This window comes from Kitasatospora sp. NPDC001603, assembly GCF_040298365.1.
GTDB lineage: Bacteria > Actinomycetota > Actinomycetes > Streptomycetales > Streptomycetaceae > Kitasatospora.
Genome location: NZ_JBEPAA010000018.1, coordinates 41,785 through 62,816, shown reverse-complemented (window position 1 = coordinate 62,816; position 21,032 = coordinate 41,785). Strand labels below are relative to the sequence as shown.

20 protein-coding genes and 2 pseudogenes are annotated in these 21,032 nt (G+C 72.7%); 12 read left to right on the top strand and 10 right to left on the bottom strand.

Annotation, left to right across the window (positions count from 1 at the left end; genetic code table 11):
- The first annotated feature begins 332 nt into the window (after positions 1–332).
- A complete protein-coding gene (locus ABT263_RS14495; protein ID WP_352290811.1) occupies positions 333–1,547 on the top strand; it encodes a serine hydrolase domain-containing protein in 1,215 nt (404 codons plus the stop codon).
- Between the two features lie 81 nt (positions 1,548–1,628).
- Here ABT263_RS14495 and ABT263_RS14490 read toward each other — a convergent pair whose 3' ends face one another.
- Entirely contained in the window at positions 1,629–2,456 is an 828-nt protein-coding gene (locus ABT263_RS14490) for an alpha/beta fold hydrolase (protein WP_352290810.1), read from the bottom strand.
- A gap of 77 nt (positions 2,457–2,533) precedes the next feature.
- On the opposite strand from ABT263_RS14490, the gene ABT263_RS14485 reads away from it, so the two are divergent.
- Positions 2,534–3,184: a sigma-70 family RNA polymerase sigma factor gene (locus ABT263_RS14485; RefSeq protein ID WP_352290809.1), complete on the top strand. Its 651-nt coding sequence runs from the start codon at positions 2,534–2,536 to the stop codon at positions 3,182–3,184.
- A gap of 63 nt (positions 3,185–3,247) precedes the next feature.
- Positions 3,248–3,700, top strand: a complete 453-nt coding sequence (locus ABT263_RS14480) for a carboxymuconolactone decarboxylase family protein (protein WP_352290808.1) — start codon at positions 3,248–3,250, stop codon at positions 3,698–3,700.
- 98 nt (positions 3,701–3,798) lie between these two features.
- On the opposite strand, the gene ABT263_RS14475 is transcribed toward ABT263_RS14480, so the two are convergent.
- The 4 genes from ABT263_RS14475 to ABT263_RS14460 form a co-directional block, all read right to left on the bottom strand.
- The gene (locus ABT263_RS14475) at positions 3,799–4,608 is read right to left on the bottom strand and encodes an alpha/beta fold hydrolase (RefSeq protein WP_352290807.1); all 810 of its coding nucleotides are present in this window, start codon (positions 4,606–4,608) and stop codon (positions 3,799–3,801) included.
- 147 nt (positions 4,609–4,755) lie between these two features.
- On the bottom strand, positions 4,756–5,019 hold the full coding sequence (locus tag ABT263_RS14470; protein ID WP_352290806.1) for a hypothetical protein: 264 nt from the start codon (positions 5,017–5,019) through the stop codon (positions 4,756–4,758).
- 248 nt (positions 5,020–5,267) lie between these two features.
- Entirely contained in the window at positions 5,268–5,597 is a 330-nt protein-coding gene (locus ABT263_RS14465) for a hypothetical protein (protein ID WP_352290805.1), read from the bottom strand.
- Between the two features lie 5 nt (positions 5,598–5,602).
- On the bottom strand, positions 5,603–6,046 hold the full coding sequence (locus ABT263_RS14460) for an ATP-binding protein (RefSeq protein WP_352290804.1): 444 nt from the start codon (positions 6,044–6,046) through the stop codon (positions 5,603–5,605).
- Positions 6,047–6,231: 185 nt separating this feature from the next.
- Between ABT263_RS14460 and ABT263_RS14455 the strand changes: the two genes are divergently transcribed.
- The 6 genes and pseudogenes from ABT263_RS14455 to ABT263_RS14430 all read left to right on the top strand — a co-directional run bounded on the left by ABT263_RS14455 (position 6,232) and on the right by ABT263_RS14430 (position 15,792).
- Entirely contained in the window at positions 6,232–7,092 is an 861-nt protein-coding gene (locus tag ABT263_RS14455) for a helix-turn-helix domain-containing protein (protein WP_352290803.1), read from the top strand.
- Complete coding sequence (locus ABT263_RS14450; protein WP_352290802.1) at positions 7,089–7,322, top strand: DUF397 domain-containing protein; 234 nt, start codon at positions 7,089–7,091, stop codon at positions 7,320–7,322. The genes ABT263_RS14455 and ABT263_RS14450 overlap by 4 nt, the downstream gene beginning before the upstream one ends.
- A 146-nt stretch (positions 7,323–7,468) precedes the next feature.
- Positions 7,469–7,904, top strand: a pseudogene (locus ABT263_RS14445) (transposase); the annotation flags it as partial.
- A 46-nt stretch (positions 7,905–7,950) separates the two neighbouring features.
- Positions 7,951–8,514, top strand: coding sequence for a GNAT family N-acetyltransferase (locus tag ABT263_RS14440; protein ID WP_352290801.1), 564 nt, complete (start codon positions 7,951–7,953; stop codon positions 8,512–8,514).
- 385 nt (positions 8,515–8,899) lie between these two features.
- Positions 8,900–12,916, top strand: a complete 4,017-nt coding sequence (locus ABT263_RS14435; RefSeq protein WP_352290800.1) for a hypothetical protein — start codon at positions 8,900–8,902, stop codon at positions 12,914–12,916.
- A 437-nt stretch (positions 12,917–13,353) separates the two neighbouring features.
- Positions 13,354–15,792 carry a PKD domain-containing protein gene (locus ABT263_RS14430; protein WP_352290799.1) on the top strand — a complete coding sequence of 813 codons (2,439 nt, stop codon included), beginning with the start codon at positions 13,354–13,356 and terminating at the stop codon, positions 15,790–15,792.
- Positions 15,793–16,037: 245 nt separating this feature from the next.
- On the opposite strand, the pseudogene ABT263_RS14425 reads toward ABT263_RS14430, so the two are convergent.
- From ABT263_RS14425 to ABT263_RS14415, 3 genes and pseudogenes are all read right to left on the bottom strand, one after another.
- Positions 16,038–16,422 (bottom strand): annotated as a pseudogene (locus ABT263_RS14425) (VOC family protein).
- Between the two features lie 79 nt (positions 16,423–16,501).
- Positions 16,502–17,320 carry a class I SAM-dependent methyltransferase gene (locus tag ABT263_RS14420; protein WP_352290798.1) on the bottom strand — a complete coding sequence of 273 codons (819 nt, stop codon included), beginning with the start codon at positions 17,318–17,320 and terminating at the stop codon, positions 16,502–16,504.
- A 103-nt stretch (positions 17,321–17,423) separates the two neighbouring features.
- Positions 17,424–17,636 carry a hypothetical protein gene (locus ABT263_RS14415; RefSeq protein ID WP_352290797.1) on the bottom strand — a complete coding sequence of 71 codons (213 nt, stop codon included), beginning with the start codon at positions 17,634–17,636 and terminating at the stop codon, positions 17,424–17,426.
- Between the two features lie 165 nt (positions 17,637–17,801).
- On the opposite strand from ABT263_RS14415, the gene ABT263_RS14410 reads away from it, so the two are divergent.
- Positions 17,802–18,161: a VOC family protein gene (locus ABT263_RS14410; RefSeq protein ID WP_352290796.1), complete on the top strand. Its 360-nt coding sequence runs from the start codon at positions 17,802–17,804 to the stop codon at positions 18,159–18,161.
- A 100-nt stretch (positions 18,162–18,261) separates the two neighbouring features.
- Here ABT263_RS14410 and ABT263_RS14405 read toward each other — a convergent pair whose 3' ends face one another.
- Complete coding sequence (locus ABT263_RS14405) at positions 18,262–18,783, bottom strand: putative immunity protein (protein ID WP_352290795.1); 522 nt, start codon at positions 18,781–18,783, stop codon at positions 18,262–18,264.
- Between the two features lie 106 nt (positions 18,784–18,889).
- Between ABT263_RS14405 and ABT263_RS14400 the strand changes: the two genes are divergently transcribed.
- Positions 18,890–19,435 (top strand): NUDIX hydrolase, encoded by a 546-nt coding sequence (locus tag ABT263_RS14400; RefSeq protein ID WP_352290794.1) that lies wholly within the window; start codon positions 18,890–18,892, stop codon positions 19,433–19,435.
- Between the two features lie 21 nt (positions 19,436–19,456).
- Here ABT263_RS14400 and ABT263_RS14395 read toward each other — a convergent pair whose 3' ends face one another.
- Positions 19,457–20,002 carry a MarR family winged helix-turn-helix transcriptional regulator gene (locus tag ABT263_RS14395; protein WP_352290793.1) on the bottom strand — a complete coding sequence of 182 codons (546 nt, stop codon included), beginning with the start codon at positions 20,000–20,002 and terminating at the stop codon, positions 19,457–19,459.
- 128 nt (positions 20,003–20,130) lie between these two features.
- On the opposite strand from ABT263_RS14395, the gene ABT263_RS14390 reads away from it, so the two are divergent.
- Positions 20,131–21,015, top strand: a complete 885-nt coding sequence (locus ABT263_RS14390; protein ID WP_502885803.1) for a haloalkane dehalogenase — start codon at positions 20,131–20,133, stop codon at positions 21,013–21,015.
- The last annotated feature ends 17 nt before the right edge of the window (positions 21,016–21,032 follow it).

Below are 21,032 nucleotides of genomic sequence, written 5' to 3'. Positions count from 1 at the left end.
GAGCCCCTCATGTGCAGAAGACCGAGCCCCACCGGAACCGCCGCCGCCACCCCCGGAACGCCCGACACCCGAGCCGTCCCCGATGCCCTCGCCGTCCCCGACACTCCCGGTAAGCCCGCCACGTCCGGCACGCCCGGCACGCCCGACTGACGCCGCCACCCCGCACCTGGCCTCCGCCCCCTCTCCACCGCTGCCCGATCGGGCCGGGACGACGGGGGGTTAGCCCCACCCTCACCTGGGCGGACAGCAGGATCGCCCCGGACGGTCGCCCCTGGACATGCTGGGACCAGCACCTACCGCTGGATTCCCGACGACCACCCAGGAGTTGCCCCGTGCGCGAGCAGGCATCGCAGAGGTTCCGTTCTTCCGACCGGCAGCAGGGCGGTGGCCGGCGCAGGGCCCTGCGGGCCGCGGCCGCCGTGGCCGGGGGCGCCATGACGATGGGGCTCCTCGCGGCGCCCGCGGCCTCCGCGGCGTCCGGGACGTCCGCGACCTCCGGGACGTCCCGGCCGGACGCCGTCCAGCAGGGGCTGACCGCACTGCTGCGGTCGGACGGCACTCCCGGTGCACTGGCGAGCGTCACCGACCGGTACGGCCGCACCCGCACCTACACCGCGGGGGTGGGCGACGTGACGACCGGCGCGAAGGTGCCCGACGACGGACAGGTCCGGATCGGCAGCAACACCAAGGCCTTCACGGCGGCGGTCGTGCTGCAGCTGGTCGGCCAGCACAGGATCGACCTCGGCGCCAAGGTCGAGGACTACCTGCCGGGCCTGGTCCGCGGCGAGGGCGCCGGGGCGGGCATCGACGGGAACGGCATCACCGTCCGCCAGCTCCTCCAGCACACCAGCGGACTCCCCAACTACAGCAAGTACCTCGACGACGACGTCCGCTACTACGACCCCCGCGAGCTCGTCGGCATCGCGCTCCGGCACCCGGCCGACTTCGACCCGGGGAAGGGCTGGGCGTACAGCAACACCAACTACGTGCTGGCCGGCCTGATCGTCGAGAGCGTCACCCACCGGTCGCTCGCCACGGAGATCGAGCGACGCATCATCAAGCCGCTCGGCCTGCGCCACACCTACTTCCCCGCCCCCGGTGACGCGACCATCCGGGAGGCCCACCCCCACGGCTACTACCGGGACGAGGCGGGCGCCCTGGTCGACATCACGGACATGGACCCCTCCTGGGGCTGGGCGGCGGGTCAGCTGGTCTCCACCAACTCCGACCTCAACCGCTTCTACAGCGCGCTGCTGACCCCCGGCCGCCTCCTCCTGCCCGAGCAGCTCCGCCAGATGCAGGACACCGTTCCCGCCGAGGAGACCTTCGGCCCCGGCGCCGGTTACGGACTGGGCCTGGTGAGCATGCCGCTGCCGTGCGGCCCCGGCGTCTACTGGGGTCACGGCGGCAGCTTCCCCGGGTTCGAGACCCGGGGCGGCGTCACCACCGACGGCCGGGCCGCCAACGTGGCGGTGACCGTCCAGCTGACCGACCAGCCGTCCCGGTCCCGGGTCGACGACGTGGTGCGCACGGCCCTCTGCCGCTGACCCGCACCCGGCCCGCACCGGCCCGGACCACCCGCCGGCCCGTCACCCCGGGAAGCCCGGCCCACGCCACCCGCCGGCCCGTCACCCCAGGAAGCCGGCCACCGTCGCCACGAACCGGTCGGCGTCGTCCAGCCACGGGTAGTGGCCCGCCCCGGGCTGGACGACCGGCTCGGCGTCGGGGAACAGTGCGGCGAACTCCGCGACCGGGCGCGGCGGGCTGTTCAGGTCGAACTCCCCGGTCAGCAGCAGCGCGGGCGAGGGGAGGGCGGCGAGCGCCGCCCTGGTCGCCCCGGGGGTGAAGGCGCCGTCGGCCGCGAACCGCGCGACGGCCTCCGGGTTGCCGGGCCGCCCGGCCTCCTGGACCTGGCGCGCCGCCGCGTCCCACCGCCCGTGGAAGAACGGGTCGACGGCCGCCCAGTCGGTGCCGGTCCCCTCGGTGATCGCCTCCAGCGCGGCGTGCGCCGCCGGGAACCACGGCTCGCCGCTGCGCAGCCGCGCCACCTCGCGCCGGGTCCCCCCGTCGATCTCGATGCCGACGGCCCGCGTCCCGGGGCCGACGAGCACCAGCCTGCGGACGTTCGCCGGGTGGCGGGCCGCGTACTGCGTGGCGATGTTCGCGCCGGCGGAGTGGCCGAGCACGTCCACCCGGTCGAGTCCGAGGTGGCGGCGCAGGGCCTCGATGTCGTCGACGAGGCGGTCGCAGCGGTAGGAGGCGGGATCCTCGGGGAGGGCGGACCGGCCGGTGCCGCGCAGGTCCGGGACGATCAGCCGGTGGTGCGCGGACAGGCCGCCGAGGTCGCCGAGGTAGCGGGAGTCCGCCGGACCGCCGGGGATGCAGAGCAGCGGGTCGCCGGCCCCGTGGACGCGGTAGGCGAGTCGGGTGCCGTCGGGTGCGGAGTAGGTGGGCATGGCAGGGATCATGGCACTCATAACCAGGTTATACAACCCGGTTATGGGCAGCGCCGCCGCAGGTGTATAACCGAGTCATGGCAGGCGAGCGCGACACCCACCCGACGTACGAGGCCCTCACCGAGGACCAGGCCGAGCGGATCATCGCCGGCATGAACGAGGTCATCCGGGCCGGTGAGGAGATGCGGACCCTGCGCACCGAGATGATCCAGGTGCTCGTCGGCCTCGGCTGGAGCCAGAGCAGGATCGCCCGGCTCACCGAGATGAGCCAGCCGGCCGTCTCCAAGCAGGTGGCCAGGCACGGGAGCGGCGAGCCGCACCCCCCGCTGGACGTCTCGCTCGACCAGCACGACACGCCCTGGCTCGAAGGGCGCCTCTGGGGCCTCGCCGAGGAGGTCTCCGAGACCCTCGACGACCGCGCCCACTGCACCCGGCACGTCACCGCACTCGCCCGGGGCCGCAAGCGCTTCACCCCCCAGGGCGTCGACGAGCTGCGCCGGCTGCTCGAAGAGGACCTGCGGGTGCACCGGGAGCGGCTGCCCGCCGGCCACCGCGCGGCCTACGACGCGATCAGCCGGGCCCTGGACGTCCCCGCCGCGCGCACGGCGCCTCCGGCGGGTTCGCCGAAGACCGCCGCCGCTTCCGCCTCGGTGCGCCGCGCCCTCGCCCACCAGGTGCAGCGCGACCGGCTGCGGGGCGGCGACGCAGGGGATCCCGCGCAGAATTGACCCACCGAATCCCCTACGGAAAGCACCATCTCGCGGGCCGCATCCGCTCCTAGGCTCGGCCGCATGACACCCGTTCAGATCCCCCAGCGCATGAACCTCTCCGCCGTCGCCCCGAAGGTCTTCAAGGCCGTCCTGGCCCTGGACGCCGCCTCCCGCCAGGGCCTCGACCCGGTCCTGGTCGAACTCGTGCAGATCCGCGCCTCGCAGCTCAACCACTGTGCCTACTGCATCGATTACCACACCGGCGACGCCCGCCGGGCGGGCGAGCGCGAGGAGCGGATCTACCAGCTGAGCGCCTGGGAGGACTCCAGCCTCTTCACCGCCGAGGAGCGCGCGGCGCTCGCCCTCACCGAGGCGGTGACGCTGCTGCCGCAGGGCGTCTCCGACGCGGTCTACGACGAGGCGGCCGCGCGCTTCGACGAGAAGGCGCTGGCCCAGCTCATCGCGCTGATCTTCACGGTCAACACCTGGAACCGGATGAACGTCGCTACCCGCAGGACGCCCGGAGCCGCGTGAGGCGCTCCGCCGAGTCCCACCCACGGGGGCGGAGTTCGGAGGAGTCTGCGGCCATCACGGGGCGGGCGCGCTGCGGGTGCACGCCCCCCACGCGCACCTCACCCCAGGATGCGCGGGAGGGTCACCCGCACCCATTCCTCCGGCTGCGACAGATGCGGAGCGTGACCGGCGCCCGCGTACAGGTGCCGCTCCGCCTTCGGCAGCGCGAGATCGATCATGTCCAGCACCTCGCCGTACATCGGCGCGTTGTCATCGCTCTGCGTGAGCAGCGCGGGCTCGGTGAAACGGGACAGCGCGGTCAGGTCGAGGTCCAGCGCGTCCGGGTCCCGCAGCTCGTCCAGGTACGTCGGGGCGTTGCGGATGTAGGTGTGCCGGATCGGCGCGGGCAGCTGGGCCCACGCCCCCGGGCCGAAGGCGAGCGTCTCCACGAACAGCTCCGCCGCGGCCGCCGACTCCGCCTGCTCCAGCAGCTCCCGCACGTCGGCGATCCGGCCGGCGAACGCGGTGGCGATGGGCCGCAGGTCCGGGTCGGCCAGCAGCATCGACGTCCCGGGCGGCTCGTGCACGGCGACGCCGCGCACCAGGTCCGGGCGGGCGGCGGCGAGGCGCAGCGTGATCAGCGAGCCGTAGGAGTCCCCGCAGACGAAGACGGGGGCGAGACCGAGGCCCTGGATCAGCCCGGCGAGGTCGGCCGCGTCCTCGTGGACCGAGCCCTGGGTGAGCAGGTCGTCGCTGCGGCTGTGCCCGCGCCGGTCGTAGGCGACCACGGTGGCCTGCTCGGCCAGCCCGGGCACCACCCGCGCCCAGCTGTCGGCGTCGCTCCAGGACCCGTGGACCAGCACCACGCCCGGCCCGGCACCCCGGGCCTCGTAGTACAGCGACACCCCGTTCACCTGTATCTCGGCCATCGCGAGCCTCCCGACCGCGGTCGTGCTCCAGCCCCTCTCCGACAAGCCTGACACACCCGTGTGGGCACCGGTCGGATCAGCGGACCGAACACCGTGCCCCGACCGGGAGACGGTGACGGAGCGCTGTTCCCGCCCTGCGGTGGCCCCTCACCGGGGCCCACCGCCGCAGCTCTCACCGAGGGTGACGGACACCGGGCGAGCGGCCCCGGCCGCCACCGGCGACCGGTCGGCGAGGAGCAGGGCCGGCGGGCCACCCTGGAGGAGCAACCTCCCCTCGCCGACGGCGCCGCGGGCGTCCGCCATCGACCCCCACATCCGCTCGAACCCGCCCTCACCGGGCACCGGCTCCTGCGGGCCGACGGTCAGGCCACGGGCCTCGAGGAGGTGGAGCCGCGCCGTGGAGCCCGGCACGATGGCGTACGAGCCGAGCGGGCGCCACGCTTCGGCGGTGATCCCGGCTTCCTCACGAAGCTCACGCCTCGCGCACCCCTAGGGGTCTCCCCACGCTCCTGGCGCCCGCCGGGGAGGAACAGGTACGCGCCACCGTGCAGAGGAGACGGGGCGGTCGGTACGGCGACCAGGCCTCAGGAGTCACGGGCGACGACGACCGCCGCGTGTCGGGTGGGCAGCTGCGTGTCGGACATGCGCGGCTCCATGGGCTACCCCCTCTCCTGGTGGCGGCGGTCGAGGAGGGTGTCCGACCAGGTGACGCCCCGCATCAGGGCGGCGGCGAGGGTCGTCCACCAGACGACGCGGGCGGCGGCGGGCTCACCGGGGCCGACCAGGGCCGCGGCGACGAAGGCGAGCCCGAGGCTGATGACGAACACGACTGCGACGGCGACGAGTTCGGCGGTCGAGGGGCGGTTGGCGGGGCGATCGGCGGAGCCGGCTCGCGGGACCGGATGACCTTCGCGCGAGGCGTGATCACGTCCGGTGAGGATGCGGCGGCGGTGCTTGGGACGGCGGCGGTGCTTCGCTCGGCAGTGCATGGTGCTCAATTCCTGAGAAGGGGAGGAGGATCGGCGTCCGCGAGCAGGACGCGCACCCAGACGCGCTTGCCCGCTCCGCGACGCACGACCACGCCGAAGTCGAAGGCCAGCTCCCGGACCAGCTCGATCCCGCGCCCGCCCTCGTTGAAGCGGCGCGGCCGCCGCTCCTGGAGCGGCAGGTCGTAACGCGGGTCCCACACCTCCAGGCGGCAATCGCCGCCGAACTCCTGGAGGTAGATCCGGACTTCACCGTGGCCCTGGCAGGCGTGCACCACGGCGTTGGTGACGAGTTCCGAGGTGATCAGGACGAGATCGTCGACGCGCTCGCCCTGCCACCCCCACTCGGTGAGTCGTTGACGGACCTGATGGCGAGCCGTCCGCACCGAGCCCGCGTGCTCGGTGAGGGCTGCTTCCCAGGTCTGGAGGACAGGTCTGCTCAAAGTGGACATAGCTCGCCCCTTCGCATCTCAACACCCCGTCAGGAGCGTGTTCGTGCGGTCACGTTGAGTGTGGAGTGTGGCGATTCGAAATAGCAACTAGAACGCCTTAGAAAATCGGTGGATCTTGAAACGGCTTGAGTCAAGCGGTTCTGTCCGGCAAGACTGGTCGTCCACACCCGAGGGGAGGGCCCCACTTGAGCAAGGACCTGTCCGCGATCAGGCAGATCAGGCTCGGCGACGAGCTGCGCGCCCTGCGGCTGGATCAGAACAAGAAGCTCCTTCAGGTGACGAACGACCTGGAGGGCTGGAGTCCGGCTCGTCTCAGCAAGATGGAACGCGCCGAGCAATCGGTCGGCTCGGCCGATCTGGCCACGCTCCTGGACTACTACGGAGTCACCGGGGCGGATCGCGACTACTTCGAGAACCTTCTCGGGAGCGGCCCGCCCAAACAGTGGTGGCGCAACCTCGATTACGCCGAGGCGATCACGCCGGCGTTCGCCGAGTACCTCGCGCTCGAAGCCGACGCCTCACACATGCTGGACTACTTCGCGTCCGGCTTCCCCGGCCTGGTTCAGACCGAGTCCTACGCGAAAGAAATGATCGCAGCCGGTCTCGACTCGCCGAACGAGGAGAGTGTCGAGGCCGGAGCCGAGGTTCGGATCCTGCGCCAGCGACGACTGACACGAGATCCACTACTGACGTTCGAGGCTTACTTCGGGGAGGTCGCCCTGCTCGTGGCCGGCGACCGGGCCGTACTGGCCGAACAGGTCAAGCACGCCATCCAAGTGGCTCAGTACCCGAACGTCACACTGCGCATGGTGCCTCTGAGTGCCGGACGTCCCGGCATCCTGTCGTCTGGAATCACTCTGATGCGCTTCCCCGACGATCCCGAAAACGGATTCGTATTCATCGAAGCCGTCGGCGGTATGCTCCCGCGTAGAACGGGACGCGACGTACGGCGAGCCGAACGGGCCTTCGCCCGGGTCAAGCGCCACGCGTTGTCTCCGGAGGACACCATCGCCGCCCTTGAACGTAAGTTGGAAGAGCTGACGTGAGCCAGACGCACGATCCCTACGACCACGATCCCGCCACCGCCGCCTGGGCCAAGTCCCCCTTCTCCGGTGACGGCAACGGCAATTGCGTGATCATCGCCCGCTTCCCCAACGGCGACGTCTGGCTCGGCGACGACAAGGACCTCACCCGCCCCCACCTCGCCTTCGACCAGGCCGAGTGGAGCGCCTTCGTGAAGGCCATCGAAGCCGGGTCCCCCAACTTCACCGCCTGACCGACGCGGCAGGCCCTGCCCGACCCGGGCAGGGCCCGCCGACGATAATCCGGTTGACCCGTGGTGAAGGATGAAGGCGTGATCTCCGAGGAACGCGCCGCCGAACTCGTCGAGTCCTTCCTGGCCGACGAGCAGTCGTCGTGGCCCTGGAAATCGTGCTGAGCACCGGCAACACGGCGGACTGCACGATGCTGCCTGCCGTCCTCGACGCCATCCGTGTTCCGCGCGTCGGGGCCGGGCGGCCGAGGACCAGGCCCGACCAGGTGGTGGCCGACCTTCGTCTCCCATTAGGCCTACTCCTCCCGAAAGATCCGCAACCTGCTGCGGCGTCGGCGGATCAAGGCAACCATCCCCGAACGCCGGGACCAGATCGCCAACCGCGCCCGCCGCACGGGCCGGGGCGGTCGGCCGCCGGCTTTCGACAAGACCGCCTACAAGGGACGGAACGTTGTCGAGCGGTGCTTTGCCAGGCTGAAGCAATTCCGGGCAGTGGCAACCAGGTTCGACAAGCTGGCCACCCGCTACCGAGCTGGCGTAGTTCTCGCCGCGCTGATCCTCTGGCTGCGAGCGGAGGAACAATGACCTGCCCAAATAGGATCACGTGCGAGGTGTGGCCTAGCATCCGCCCATGACCAGCGAGAACGCCTCTCCGGCCGCGGCCCCAACCATCACCCTCGCCCCGCTCGACGTAGACGATGCCGAGCTTCTGCACGCATGGTGGTCCGAGCCGGTGTCCGCGCACGAGCTAGGCCAATGGCCGCGCCCGCTCTCCGCGGTGCGTGAGCAGATCGAACGCGACATCGACGACACCGACCACGACGGCTTCCTCGCACTGCTCCCGGACGGCACGCCGGTTGGCGCGGCAGCCCTGGCTGAGCAGAACATGTCCGATGGCACCGCCACCGTCCGTCTCCTCGTCGATCCTGACCACCGCGGCCGCGGTTACGGGCGCGCCGCCCTGAATGCCCTTATCGACCTCGCATTCGGCGAACTCCCGCTGCACCGCCTTGAAACGCTTCCCCACACCGGCAACGCAGCGGCGCTCGCCCTCCTCGCCCGCGCCGGTTTCACCCACGAGGGCATCCGGCGGGCCGCCTGTCTCCACCGGGGGCGGCGGTACGACATCGCCATGCTCTCCCTGCTCCGCCCCGAGTGGGAGGCACTGGAGCGGCTGCGGTCCTGGGATCTCTGAACGGACGCGGATTATCAGACACGGCCTAGCCCCGCCACTGAACCAACACCTGAACCAACACCTGACCGCTCCCGGGCCGGGCACCGCGACGGCGCGGGGCCCGGCCCGGAGCGGTTCCGGCGGCTCACGGAGGTGGCCGCGGACGGGGCGTCAGAGCATCCCTGAACTCCCGCCTCAAGGGTCCGCCGACGACAGCGACAGCACGGCGCGCCAGGCCGGCCCGGCCGGATTAATCCCGTCGCGCACGCGGGGCTCCCGTGGCACCCTCGTCCCTGCCGGAGCCCATGATCACGACGTCGGTCCGGCTCGCTAGACTCCCGGCTGCGCTGAGCTCCCGCAGCGGTCCATGGAAGTCAGTCAGGCACGTCCTGAGATGGGGGAAGAGATGAGCATGCTGCCGTCAGGCAGACGTGGGCGACACCGACGGATACGAGCGGTCACCACCACGCCGGCCGTCCTGCTGGTCGCCGTGCTGGCCACGCTGATGGGCCAGATCAACCCGGCCGCCGCTGCGGTGAATCCGCCCGCGGCCACCTCGTCCGCGAGCGAGCCGGCGGCCGCGCCGACGACCACGCCGACCGCCGCACCGGGCGAGCCCGCCGGGCAGAGCCCGAGCACCACCGCGGAGCCGGTGCCCACCGCCGGCCCGACGGCCCCGGCACCGCCCGCGGTGGACCCGAAGGCCGCGCGCGACGCCGCCGTCCAAGCGCTCAAGGCGGCCGACCCGACCGGTCCCTGTCCGGCGTCGCTGACTCCCGGCACGGTCGCCACCTGCGCGATCGACCCGGACAAGACGGCCACCGTCACCTTCACGCTGGCGCAGCCCAAGGACGTGGTCTTCGTCCAGGCCGTCGCGGTCTACTCGCCGGTCTACCCGCAGCTGACCGCGCCGGACGGCACCGCCGTCAGCTGCGCCAACCTCTCCACCGTGCTGCGCTGCGCAACCGGCCAGGCGGGCACGTACACGCTGGCGGTCCGCAACGGCGACTTCCGGTCCAACGGCGTCTCGCTGTCCTACCTCCCGCTGCTCTCCGGCGCCGGCTGCACCGCGGTGACCGCCGCCGACCGCAGGCTCGGCGCGCGGAACGCCTTCTCCCGCACGCTGCCCCAGGGCTCCGCGGGCGACTGCTACACGCTGGACCTCGCCGCCGGCGACACGCTGCGGACGTACGTCTCCGGCCTGCCCAACGAGCAGGTCTTCGACGCCACCGGCACCGAGCTGTGCGCGCACGGCTTCGGCGACCCGGTCGTCTGCAAGCTCGCCGGCCCGGCACCGTTCCGGGTCCTGGTGCAGCGCACCTGGGGCGATTCGGTGGCCTACAACCTCGCCGTGGAGCGACTCGCCCCGGCCGAGGGCTGCCTGACGGTCGAACCGCAGGCGTTCGGGTCCGCACCGGACCTCACCTCGACGGTGCGCTGCCGCCTCCTCCACGTCCCCACCGCCGGCAAGTACTCCTTCGCGCCGGTCACGGCCGACGGCACCACCCTGTCCGGCGAGTTGTACACGGCCGACGGCGTCCGGCTCACCGGCGACTGCTACCAGGGCGTCGGCTGCGACCTGACACCCGGAACCTACACCTGGGCACTTGAGGCCCGGACGTTCGAGAACCCGGCGTTCGGCATGGTGTTCCGCTCGGACAGCGAGACCCGGGGCTGCACCGCCGGCAAGGACGACGGACTGGTCTCCGGCGCGGCCGCGGGTACCTTCGGCGCGCGCGGCCGGGCGGACTGCCTGACCCTGCCGACGGCCACCGGGACCGGCGTCTACCTGCTCAACCGGCCGCCGACGACGGACGGGTACGCCACCGCCGCCGTCTTCGACGCGGCCGGCGCCAAGCAGTGCGTCGACGAGGCCTACCCGTCGGCGATCTGCCGGCTGACCGGTACCGCGCCGTTCCGCGTGGTGCTGACCGGCACGCCGGGCCAGGCCTACCAGTTGGTGGTTCACCGGACCGGCGACACCGCCGGCTGCCTGGCCTGGCCGCAGAGCCCCTACGACGGCAGCTGGGGCGCGGAGTTCACGCTCACCGCGACCGTGAAGCAGGCCTGCCTGGGCCTGCCGGCCGACCGGCACTCCACCGCCGAGCAGTTCGACTACACCAACACCGCCAACCGGGTCAACGCCTCGGTGCAGGTGGTGGACCCGCAGGGCACCGTGGTCTGCTCCACCGGCAGCAGCTCGGCCTTCAACTGCCGGTTCACCCCCGGTGTGGCGTACACGGCGCTGCTGACCAACAGCACCTGGGGCGACACCTACAAGGTGGTGCGGCGTGACATCTCGCCCACCGCGAGCTGCCTCGGCCCGGCGTCCACCGCCTTCGGCGGACCGTCCCTCCCGATCGAGCTCACCTCGGCGCTGGACGCCCGGTGCGTGCGGGTCACCGCCGCCGCCACGGACAAGCTGTGGCTGTCGGCGCGCTCCTCGGACGGCACGGTCGAGTCGCAGGTCATCGACGCCGACGGCAAGTACGTCTGCACCCAGTGGGCCGGCGCCGTGAACCCCTGCCAGCTCACCGGCTCGACCTCGTACACCATGGTCGTGGTCGCGGCCGGGTACCGCGGCACCGCGATCCACGCCAACGTGGACACCTGGACGGTCGGCACGTCGAGCGGCTGGGCGCCGGAGTGCACCGCGCACCAGGCGTCGATCGCCGGGTTCCCGACCCGCAGCGGGGTGTTCACCGAGTCGTCCACCGCGTACTGCGCGGTGATCGACATGCAGCCCTCGCAGTCCTTCACGGTGTCCGGCGTGACCAGCGCGACCTCGGGCGTCCAGCCGTTCGTCTGGCTGCTCAGCCCCGGCAAGTGGACCACCAGCGACCTCAGCTACCAGTGCGGCAACAACTCCGGCGTGTTCGGGGCCCGCTGCCAGAGCACCACGTCCGCCGAGGGCGGCCGGGCGATCCTGGTGATCGGTCCGGGCCGGGCCGCGACGCCGATCGAGTACAGCTTCCAGGGCACCTGCGAGTACCCCAACTGCACCGGTCCGGCGAACCCCCTGACGGTGGGCGCGGTGAGCCCCGCCACCGGCGCCGCCGGGACGCGGGTCCAGGTGGAGATCCGCGGCAGCGGCCTCACCCTGGGCAGCAAGCTGGGTCTGCGCCGCGACGGCAGCCCGACCCAGCCGCTCGTGACCCCGCTCTCGGTCAACGCCGACGGCACCTCGCTGCACGTCCTGGTGGACACCAACGGCCTCGCGCCGGGCAGCTACGACATCCAGGCCGACGGCTACCGCACGGTCCTCGCCAACGCGTTCACCGTCAAGGCCGCCCAGGCCGCGGCCAAGGGCCGGTTCGTCCCCGTCCCGCCGTCCCGGATCCTCAACACCGTCTCGGGCGTCGGAGCCCCCGCCGGCCGGGTCCGTCAGGGCGGTGTGGTGACGTTGCAGGTCGCCGGCGTCGGCGGGGTCCCGGCCACCGGCGTCACCGCGGTCGTGATGAACGTGACGGCCGTCAACCCCACCCGGAACAGCGCCATCTCGGTGTACCCGAGCGGCCGGCCGGTGCCCGACCTGCCGACCGTGAGCTTCGCGGCCGGGCAGAACGTGCCCAACCTGGTGACCGTGCCGCTGTCCAACGGCAAGGTGGACCTGCGCAACGCCTGGGGCGAGGTCGACCTCGGCGTCGACATCGCCGGGTACTACACGGACGGCGGCGCCGGCTCCCTGCTGAGCCCGATCAACCCGACGCGCATCCTCAACACCGTCTCGGGCGTCGGCGCGCCCGCCGGCCGGGTCGGCTGGGGCGGCGTGGTGCCGCTCCAGGTGACCGGGGTCGCCGGCGTCCCGACCACCGGCGTGACGGCGGTCGTCATGAGCGTGACCGCCGTCAACCCCACCCGGACCGGGTACGTCACGGCGTACCCGCACGGCCAGGGGGTGCCCGACGCGTCGAACGTCAACTTCACCACCGGGCAGAACGTCTCCAACCTGGTGACCGTCCCGGTGGGCGCGGACGGCAAGGTGGACCTCTACAACGCCTGGGGCGAGGTCGACCTCGGGGTCGACGTCGTCGGGTACTACTCCGCCAAGGGCGCCACCTACTCGGCGTCCGACCTGGTGCGGCTGATGGACACCCGCACCGGCGAGGGCGCCCGGACCGGCGCGCTGGGCGGGGCGGGCGACGTGGTCAGCCTGAAGGTGGCCGGGGTCGAGGGGGTGCCCTCGACCGGCGTCACCGAGGTGCTGATGAACGTCACCGTGGTGTGGCCGACCGACACCAGCTTCCTGACGGTCTACCCGCACGGGACGGAGCGTCCGGACGCCTCGAACATCAACTACCGGCCGGGCGAAGTCGTGTCCGCGCTGGTGATGGTGCCCGTGGTGGACGGGCGGGTGTCGTTCACCAACCAGTGGGGCGCCACCGACGTGGTCGCCGACCTGATCGGCTACTTCTCGGCCTGAGCCCTCGGCCCCGGCCCGCTCCGCGCAGACGGAGAGCCTGCCGCGCCGCCCGGACCACCGGGCGGCGCGGCAGCGCCGTTTCCGGGGGCGTCCCCGCTCCGACCGGCGCGGGGGTCCGCCCTCCTGCACCGCCTTGGTCGCACGGATCGAGTACCGGCCAGGTTCCCGCCGAGGCCCTGAGCCGCACCGTCGCACCCACTGCTTCGCCCCCGGCGACGCCCAGGCGGCCGCGCCGACTCCACCTGCACCGTCGTCGCTTCCCGGTGTCCCACCGACGTCGTCCGCACCGACGGGATACCCGGTTGAGGCGGCGTGAAGGGCTCGTGGATACTTGTGCCGCCCTTTCCTGCAGTCTGCCTGAGAAGGGCCTTCTGTCGGCGCGCCAGTCGGGACAGCGCCGCACCTCACGCCGTGTCATATCAGGGGGAACTCCGCCCATGGCAATATCCCGTCGCGTCGGCCTGGCCGCCGCGATCGCCGGCTCCGCGGTCGCCGGGACCGTGCTGCCGTTCACCGCCCACGCCGCGAGCGCGGCCGTGCTCCACGTGAACAACGCCTACAACGCGAACTGCTCCGACGGCGGGACCGGCACCCAGGCGCAGCCGTTCTGCACCGTCCAGGCCGCCGCGAACGTGGCCGAACCGGGGCAGACCGTCCAGATCGCACCCAACCTCCGGCTCGTCGGCCAGGTCACGATCAAGCGCTCCGGTCTGCCCGGCAAGCCGATCGTCTTCAAGGGCGACATCCCCTACGACACGCCGTCCTCGCTCGTGGGGACCGACTCGTGGGGCCAGGGTGAGACCCCCGCGGCGCACGCCTTCGTGTTCGAGGGCGTTCACGACGTCACCCTGACCGGCCTCAGCCTCGCCGCCCCGCAGGAGGCCGTACTCGTCAAGGACTCCGCGCGGATCGTCCTGGACCGGAACGACGTGTCCGGCGGCAACCCGGTCTTCAACGGCGTCCGGGCCTACCCCGAGGCGACCCCGACCATCCGAGTCACCGGGACCAGCGCGGACGTCACGGTCAGCCGCACCCGGTCCTACGGGGCGCCCGTCGCCGGCGTCGCCGTCGAGGCCGGGGTGAGCGGCACCGTCGTCACCACCAACCAGATCGTGGAGGCCACCGGCCGGGGCGTGATCGCCACCGACGCGCCCGGCACGATCGTGGTGGGCAACACCTTCGCCCGCAACTGCCAGACCGACCTGGAGCTCGCCGGCACCTCCACCGGGGCCGTGGTCGAGAACAACATCCTCTACAAGTGGCCCGCCTCCCAGTGCACGGGCACCTATCCCACGGCGACCCCGCTGGTGGTGTCGGCCGGCTCCACCCAGGGCACCAAGGTCGACTACAACTCCGTCGTACGGTCGAGCCCGGTCTCCTACTCCTGGGGCGGCACGTCCTACGCCACCCCCGAGGACTTCCGGGCCACCGGGCAGGGCGCGCACGACAACGACGCGAACCCGCAGTTCAACCAGGTGATGGAGTACGAGCCGGCCGGCACGGTGGGCCTGACGGACGCGGCCGACCCGACCGCCCCCGGCATGCTGGCCACCGACCTCTACGACCGGGCGCCGGCCGACCACCCCCTCCCCGACACCGCCCCCGCGGGCTTCCGGGACCGTGGAGCCATCGAACTCCAGGACCCGCTGCACGTCGAGCTGAGCGGCCGCCCGGCGCCCGTACGGGACCACCCGCTCAACGCGTCCTTCTGGGGCGACTTCTCGGCCGGCTGGTCGGGCACCGGAACGCTGGACTTCGGGGACGGCAGCGCGCCCCTCGCCGTCCGGTCCGAGTTCAGCTTCCCCGACCACGACTACCCGGCCGCCGGCACCTACACGGCGACGCTGACCGGCACCAGCCAATCCGGCCTGGTCCGCACGGCCACCAGCAAGGTCACCATCGCCCCGGTCCCGGACCTCGGGGCGCAGTTCACCTGGGGCAACGGCGACCGGTCCCGCGCCCAGGTCACGGTGGCGGCCCAGACCACCAGCCCCTGGCCGGTCGCCCGGCACGTCTTCGACTTCGGTGACGGCACCGCCCCCGCCGTCGTCGAGGGCCCGAACACGCCCGCGCCCCTCACCCACGAGTACGGCGTCGGCGGCACCTACACGATCACCGAAACCGTCACCGACGACCACGGCCGCTCCGCGAGCAGCTCGCGGGCCGTACGGGTCGCGGGCCCGCAGGCGGGCGTGCCGTTCACCGGCTACTTCGGCGGCCCGACCAGCCACAACGGCCTGTTCGACAACGGCCGCTGGGCGCTCTCGTACAACAAGTCCGACTCGACGCCGTCCAGCAACTGGAGCTTCGGCGACCCGGGCGACCTCCCCGTCGTCGGCAACTGGGACAACACCTGCCAGTGCCAGTCGGGCATCTACCGTCCCAGTACCTCCACCTTCGCCCTGAAGCACGGTGACGGCTCGGTGTCGACGGTCCAGTTCGGCGATCCGGGGGACGTCCCCGTGGTCGGTGCCTGGGACCGCGGCCGGAACGACCAGCTGGCCGTCTACCGACCCAGCGCCGGCCTCCTCGCCGTACGCCACGACGACGGCACTGTCACCACCCTGCGCTTCGGCGACCCCGGCGACCTCCCCGTCGTCGGCGACTGGGACGGCGTCCAGCACGCCCAGTTCGGCGTCCTCCGCCCCGGCCGCAACGCCGGCGACCCCAACCTCTTCATCCTGCGCCACGACGACGGCAGCGTCTCCACCGCCACCTACGGCGAGAAGGGCGACCTCCCCGTCGTCGGCGACTGGCTCGGCACCGGCCGCACCACCTTCGGCATCTTCCGCCCCAGCACCCACGTCTTCGCACTGAGCAACGCCTACGCGGGCCGCGCCGACGTCGCCTACACCCTCTACACCTCCACCTACTGACATCGCACCGAGAACCCCGGGGCCGCGCTCGACCGAGCGCGGCCCCGGCGTCTTTCCCACAGATTCCGGCTCGGCTCACACACCGGTCGGGGCGGCCCTGGAAGGCCCCGGCGGACGGCGCCACGCTCCATGGGGCTTGAGCGCCGGCTCAGCCCTGTCAGGGGGCTTCGGAGGACTGGAGTCGTGGCCATCGAGACGGCCCAGCCCGCCGCGAGCAAGGCCCACGACGGCTGCCTGCTCCAGCCTCAGGAGGACATCGCCGCCCGGTCGGACGCACCGCGGCGAACGCGGAACTCATTGCCCTCGGGGTCCGCGAGGACGGCCCCGCCGGGACCTTCGGGCTCCCGGCGGTCATCGACGAGGATGGCCCCGAGGGTCAGCAGGCGTTCGACCTCCTCCTCGCGCGTGGTCTCCGGACGCAGGCACAGGTGGAACCGGTTCTTGACCGTCTTCGGTTCCGGCACCTGGTTGAAGTGCAACAGCGGGCCCTCCGGCAGCATCACTTCGGTTTCCGGATCACCCGGCCTGTCCTCCCGGATGCGGCGGACGGCCGAGCACCTCACTCCAGAACCGAGCCAACGCACAGGCATCCGCACAGTCGGTCGCCACGTTCTGCAACACCGAGACCATGCCCCGAGCCTGCCCGAAGGACCGCTCGGTTCGCCGCCCGGTCCCAGCCGGCCGACTGCGCCGGCGCTCGTGCCCGTCCCTACACCGGCTTCGTCGCGCGGATCGAGTAGATCAGCGGCACGCGCGGCTGCCCGGCCGGGTAGCGGTAGGCGCCGTCCTCCGACTCCAGGACGGGGAAGCGGGGGAACAGCGTGAAGTCGTGCTCGTGCAGGAACTCCACCCGCAGGCCGACCGCCACCAGGGCGCTGAGCACCTCGCCGATCCCGTGCTGCCACTCGATCGTCACGTTGGCGGTGGTCACCGCGCCCAGGTCGGCATAGGTGCCGGGCTCGTCCCAGACCATCGGGTCGCGCCGGAAGTAGTCCGTCTCGACGGTCCGGCCGTCCTCCGCCATGATGTCGGCGAACGGGTGGAACTCGGCCAGGTAGAGGAAGCCGCCCGGGGCGACCAGCGCGGCCGCCGTCCGGGCCCACCGGTCGATGTCGGGGAGCCAGCACAGGGCTCCCAGGCCGGTGTAGACGATGTCGAACGTGCTGCCGTCGAGCACCTCGACGGCGTCGTACACATCGGCGGTGACGAAGCGGGCCGTGGCCGCGCCGATCTCCTTGGCGATCCCCTCGGCCTCGGCCACGGCCGGCGCCGAGAAGTCCAGCCCGGTGACCGTGGCGCCCCGCCGGGCCCACGCCAGCGTGTCCAGGCCGATGTGGCACTGCAGGTGCACCAGCGTCTTCCCGGTGACGTCGCCGACCTCGGCGAGCTCGAAGGCCCGCAGCGGGTCCTTGCCCGCGACGAAGCCGGGCACGTCGTAGAACGCCCCTGAGGTGTGGATCGGGACGCGCTCGTCCCAGTTGGCACGATTCACCGCGCGCCAGTCAGCGGCTCCCGGGTTCTCAGTCATACCGCCACGCTAACCAGCGACCCCGGCAACCCCCAACCGATGACGACGACCGGACGCACGGCACGGTCGGCTTCCGGCCGCGCCGACCGAACCGCCGGAGCCGCTACGACCGGCCGCGACGCGCGAAGTACGCGCGACCGAGGAGGACACCGCCGATTCCGGCCGGGGGGACGATCAGCCATCCCACCCAGTTCATGCGGTCGGCCAGTCCGAGCAGGTGGGCGAGACCCGCCAGGGCCAGCCAGACGAGGAGCATGAGGACGAGGCCGCACCCGAACATGCCGAGACCGTCGGCCGCATCCGGACGCTGCTCCACAGGTGCTCCCCCGCCGGATCGTGTCAGCCGCGTCGGCGGCGGAGTTCCACGGTACACAGGGCACCGGCACCGGCGGGGCCCGCTCTCCCGGTCTGACACGATGGTGCTCCGCGTCGACGCCGGCGGTGCTCCCGGACGGGTGGACGAGCTCCCTGGAGGCATGCGGTGTTCAAGAGCGTCACCACCGTGATGACCTTCGCGCTCGACCCCGGGGCGTCGGCCCGCTGGTGGGGGGAGTTCCTGGGCGTGCCCGTGACCACGGACGTCAGCGACACCGGGTCCGTCTACGCCTGGGTGGAGATCGCCGGGGTCGAGGTCGGGTTCCACCCCGCCGATGACGCGCGCAATCGCCGGGGCGGCAGCCCGGTCGTGTACTGGGGCGTGGACGACGTCGACCACGCCCGTGAACGGCTGCTGGCGGCAGGCTGCACGCACCACCGCGGGCCGCTGACGATCGCGCCGGGCCGCCGGATCGCCCAGCTGCGCGACCCGTTCGGCACCGTCATCGGCATCGAGGGCCCGTAGCCGGCCGCGCCGAACACCGGTCCCGCTGCTGGTTGTTCGGCACCTTCCGCGGGCCGGCCTGCCCCCAAGCGGCCGTCCGCCCCCAGGGCCGGGCCCCCGATCAGCCCCGCAGCTCGGTTTCGAGGCGGTCGCGGAAGGCGTCCAGGCGGCTGCGGCCGGGGGTGAAGGGCGGCAGCTGGCGCAGGATCGCGCCGACGGCGGGCGGTGCGTGCTCGATCGCCCACCGGATCTCCGCATCACCGGCCGCCCGGTCGCCGGCCGCCGCGAGTTCCCGCGCGTGCGCCGCGTACATCGCCGGGCCGAGGGCGTGTTTCGCCTGGTGGGGGGTGGCCAGCGGGTGGATGTAGGGGCTCGCCGCCGCGTAGCCCGCGGCGCGGGCGGCCGCCGTGGCCGCCGGGTCGGCGACGTCACGCGCGGCTGCGAGCGCCGCGAGGGCGACGGCGCGGAGCCGCCCCGTCCGCTTCCCGTCGCGGGTGAAGACGCGGATGCCCTCGATCGCCTCGCCCGGGCGGGTGTCGGCGGGGGCCCGCGCCTCGAACAGCGGCAGGACGCGCTCGGCGCAGTCGGCGGTCCAGGCTCCGAGGAGCCGGCGGTCTTCGTCGCTGATCGTCACCGTGTCCATCCACCCATCCTGCCCGCCCCCGCCACCCGCCGTCGCCCGCCAGCCACCGTGCACCCGCTCGCCGTCGTCCGCCGAGTCACCCGGCCGGGGCCGTACAGTCCTGGCCATGGCGACCGACACCCCCACCCCACCCTGGCGCGAGCTCGAACGCGCCACCGTCTTCGGCAAGTTCGGCCGATCCGTCGACCGGGTCGACTTCCAACTGCCGGACGGCAGCCGGGCGGACTTCTACCTGAAGCGCGAAAGCCCGGCCGGTGCGGTGCTCGCGCTCACTCCCGACCGGCGGGTCGTCCTCGCCCGCCAGTACCGGCCCGGGCCCGGCCGGGTGCTGTACGAGCTGCCCGGTGGCCTGCTGGAGCCGGGCGAACTCCCGGCCGAGGCCATCGCCCGGGAACTGCTGGAGGAGACCGGCTACCGGGGCGAGATCCAGCCGGTCGGGCAGTGCTGGCTGGACGCCTACTCCGACGCCCACCGGTTCGCCTTCGTCGCCACCGACTGCGTCCAGGTCGCCGAACCGGCGCCCGAGGGGACCGAGTTCATCGATGTCATCACGCTCGGCCTGGCGGAGTTCCGCAGCCGTGTGCTCCGCACGGGTGAGCTGACCGACGCCGCCGCGGCCTATCTCGCCCTGGACCACCTCGGCCTGCTCTGACCGGTCGGGCCCGGGGCGCGCTCAGCCGGCGGGCGGCGCCACCTTGGCGTGGTGGTCCAGGAGCCTGGCCAGCAGCTCGGTCAGCGTGCCGCGCTCGGCGGCGCTCAGCGGCGCGAGCAGCTCCTCCTGCGCCGCGTCGACGATCGCGTCGAGGCGGCGCAGATAGCCACGCCCCTCCGAGGTGACCGTGACGACGTTGCGGCGGCGGTCGTCGGGATCGGGCGTGCGCTCCACGAAGCCGCGGTCGGCGAGGTCGTTGACGACGGCGACCATGTCACTGCGGTAGACGCCGGTGCGCCGGCTGAGCGTCGACTGGCTGGCCGGGCCGGCCTCGGCGAGGGCGACCAGGACCACGAAGTGCCACTTGCGGGCGCCCTCGGCGGCGAGGCCGTCGCCCACCAGGCGGTCGGCGTACATCGCGTTCATCGCCAGCAGCCTGCTCGGCAGCGCGCGCACTCGGGCAGGCGCCGGATGGTCGGCCGGGCCGTCGTCGCTGACGGCGGCAGCGGCGCCCGTCGGGGTCGGGGTCCGGCTCGGGGTCGGGCCCTTGGCGCCCTGGGTGTCCATGGCCCTGATTCTACTCATTGCGTTAGTCCCACTAACGACATACGGTGGGGAGCGCATCGAAACCGTTAGTGCTACGAACGTTAAGACGGCAAACGAATCACGCGGCACCGCGAGAGGACCGACCGACCATGCCCACCGTCGACGTCATCGACTCCCACATCGCCTACACGAACAGCGCCCCCGCCGGCGGCCCCGACAGCGGCCCGGGCCACCCGCCCGTGGTCTTCCTGCACGGCAACCCGGCCTCCTCCCACCTGTGGCGCGGCGTCACCCCGCACCTCGCCGGCCGCGCCCGCGCCCTCGCCCCCGACCTGATCGGCATGGGCGCCTCCGGCAAGCCCGACATCGCCTACGACTTCGCCGACCAGGCCCGCTACCTGGACGCCTGGTTCGACGCGCTGGACCTGCGGGACGTCGTCCTGGTCGGCCACGACTGGGGCGGCGCACTCGCCCTCGACCGGGCCGCCCGCCACCCGGAGCGGGTACGCGGCGTGGTCCTGCTGGAGACCATGCTCAAGCCCCTCGCAGCCGCGGAACTCCCCGCGCCCGCACGCGCCCGCTTCGAGGCCTTCCGCACCCCCGGGGTCGGCGAGCGACTGGTCCTCGAACAGAACGTCCTCATCGAGACCGCGTTCACGGGCGGCGTGCTGACCCCGCTCGCCGAGGCGGACGTCCGGCCCTACCGCGCCCCCTACCCCACCCCCGCGAGCCGGCGCCCGCTGCTCGCCTGGCCGCGCATGATGCCGATCGACGGCGAGCCGGCCGACGTCGTCGCCCGGATGACCGCCTACGGCGCCTGGCTCGCGGACAGCACGGACGTGCCCAAGCTGCTGCTGACCTTCGACTCCTCGCCGACCCTGCTGATCGACGAGGCCATGATCGCCTGGAGCCGGGAGCACATCAGCCATCTGACCGTCGAGCACTGCGGCCCGGCGAGGCACCACGCCCCCGAGGACCGGCCCGACGCGATCGGCGGCGCGATCGCCGACTGGCTGGCCGCCCAGGCCTGGTGACGGCCCCGGCACCCCGC

Excerpts from the sequence above, each read along its gene's own strand:
- ABT263_RS14490 (WP_352290810.1), bottom strand. The coding sequence starts at position 2,456 with ATGCCCACCTACTCCGCACCCGACGGCACCCGACTCGCCTACCGCGTC.
- ABT263_RS14485 (WP_352290809.1), top strand. The coding sequence starts at position 2,534 with ATGGCAGGCGAGCGCGACACCCACCCGACGTACGAGGCCCTCACCGAG.
- ABT263_RS14480 (WP_352290808.1), top strand. The coding sequence starts at position 3,248 with ATGACACCCGTTCAGATCCCCCAGCGCATGAACCTCTCCGCCGTCGCC.
- ABT263_RS14475 (WP_352290807.1), bottom strand. The coding sequence starts at position 4,608 with ATGGCCGAGATACAGGTGAACGGGGTGTCGCTGTACTACGAGGCCCGG.
- ABT263_RS14465 (WP_352290805.1), bottom strand. The coding sequence starts at position 5,597 with ATGCACTGCCGAGCGAAGCACCGCCGCCGTCCCAAGCACCGCCGCCGC.
- ABT263_RS14460 (WP_352290804.1), bottom strand. The coding sequence starts at position 6,046 with ATGTCCACTTTGAGCAGACCTGTCCTCCAGACCTGGGAAGCAGCCCTC.
- ABT263_RS14440 (WP_352290801.1), top strand. The coding sequence starts at position 7,951 with ATGACCAGCGAGAACGCCTCTCCGGCCGCGGCCCCAACCATCACCCTC.
- ABT263_RS14435 (WP_352290800.1), top strand. The coding sequence starts at position 8,900 with ATGAGCATGCTGCCGTCAGGCAGACGTGGGCGACACCGACGGATACGA.
- ABT263_RS14430 (WP_352290799.1), top strand. The coding sequence starts at position 13,354 with ATGGCAATATCCCGTCGCGTCGGCCTGGCCGCCGCGATCGCCGGCTCC.
- ABT263_RS14420 (WP_352290798.1), bottom strand. The coding sequence starts at position 17,320 with ATGACTGAGAACCCGGGAGCCGCTGACTGGCGCGCGGTGAATCGTGCC.
- ABT263_RS14405 (WP_352290795.1), bottom strand. The coding sequence starts at position 18,783 with ATGGACACGGTGACGATCAGCGACGAAGACCGCCGGCTCCTCGGAGCC.
- ABT263_RS14400 (WP_352290794.1), top strand. The coding sequence starts at position 18,890 with ATGGCGACCGACACCCCCACCCCACCCTGGCGCGAGCTCGAACGCGCC.
- ABT263_RS14395 (WP_352290793.1), bottom strand. The coding sequence starts at position 20,002 with ATGGACACCCAGGGCGCCAAGGGCCCGACCCCGAGCCGGACCCCGACC.
- ABT263_RS14390 (WP_502885803.1), top strand. The coding sequence starts at position 20,131 with ATGCCCACCGTCGACGTCATCGACTCCCACATCGCCTACACGAACAGC.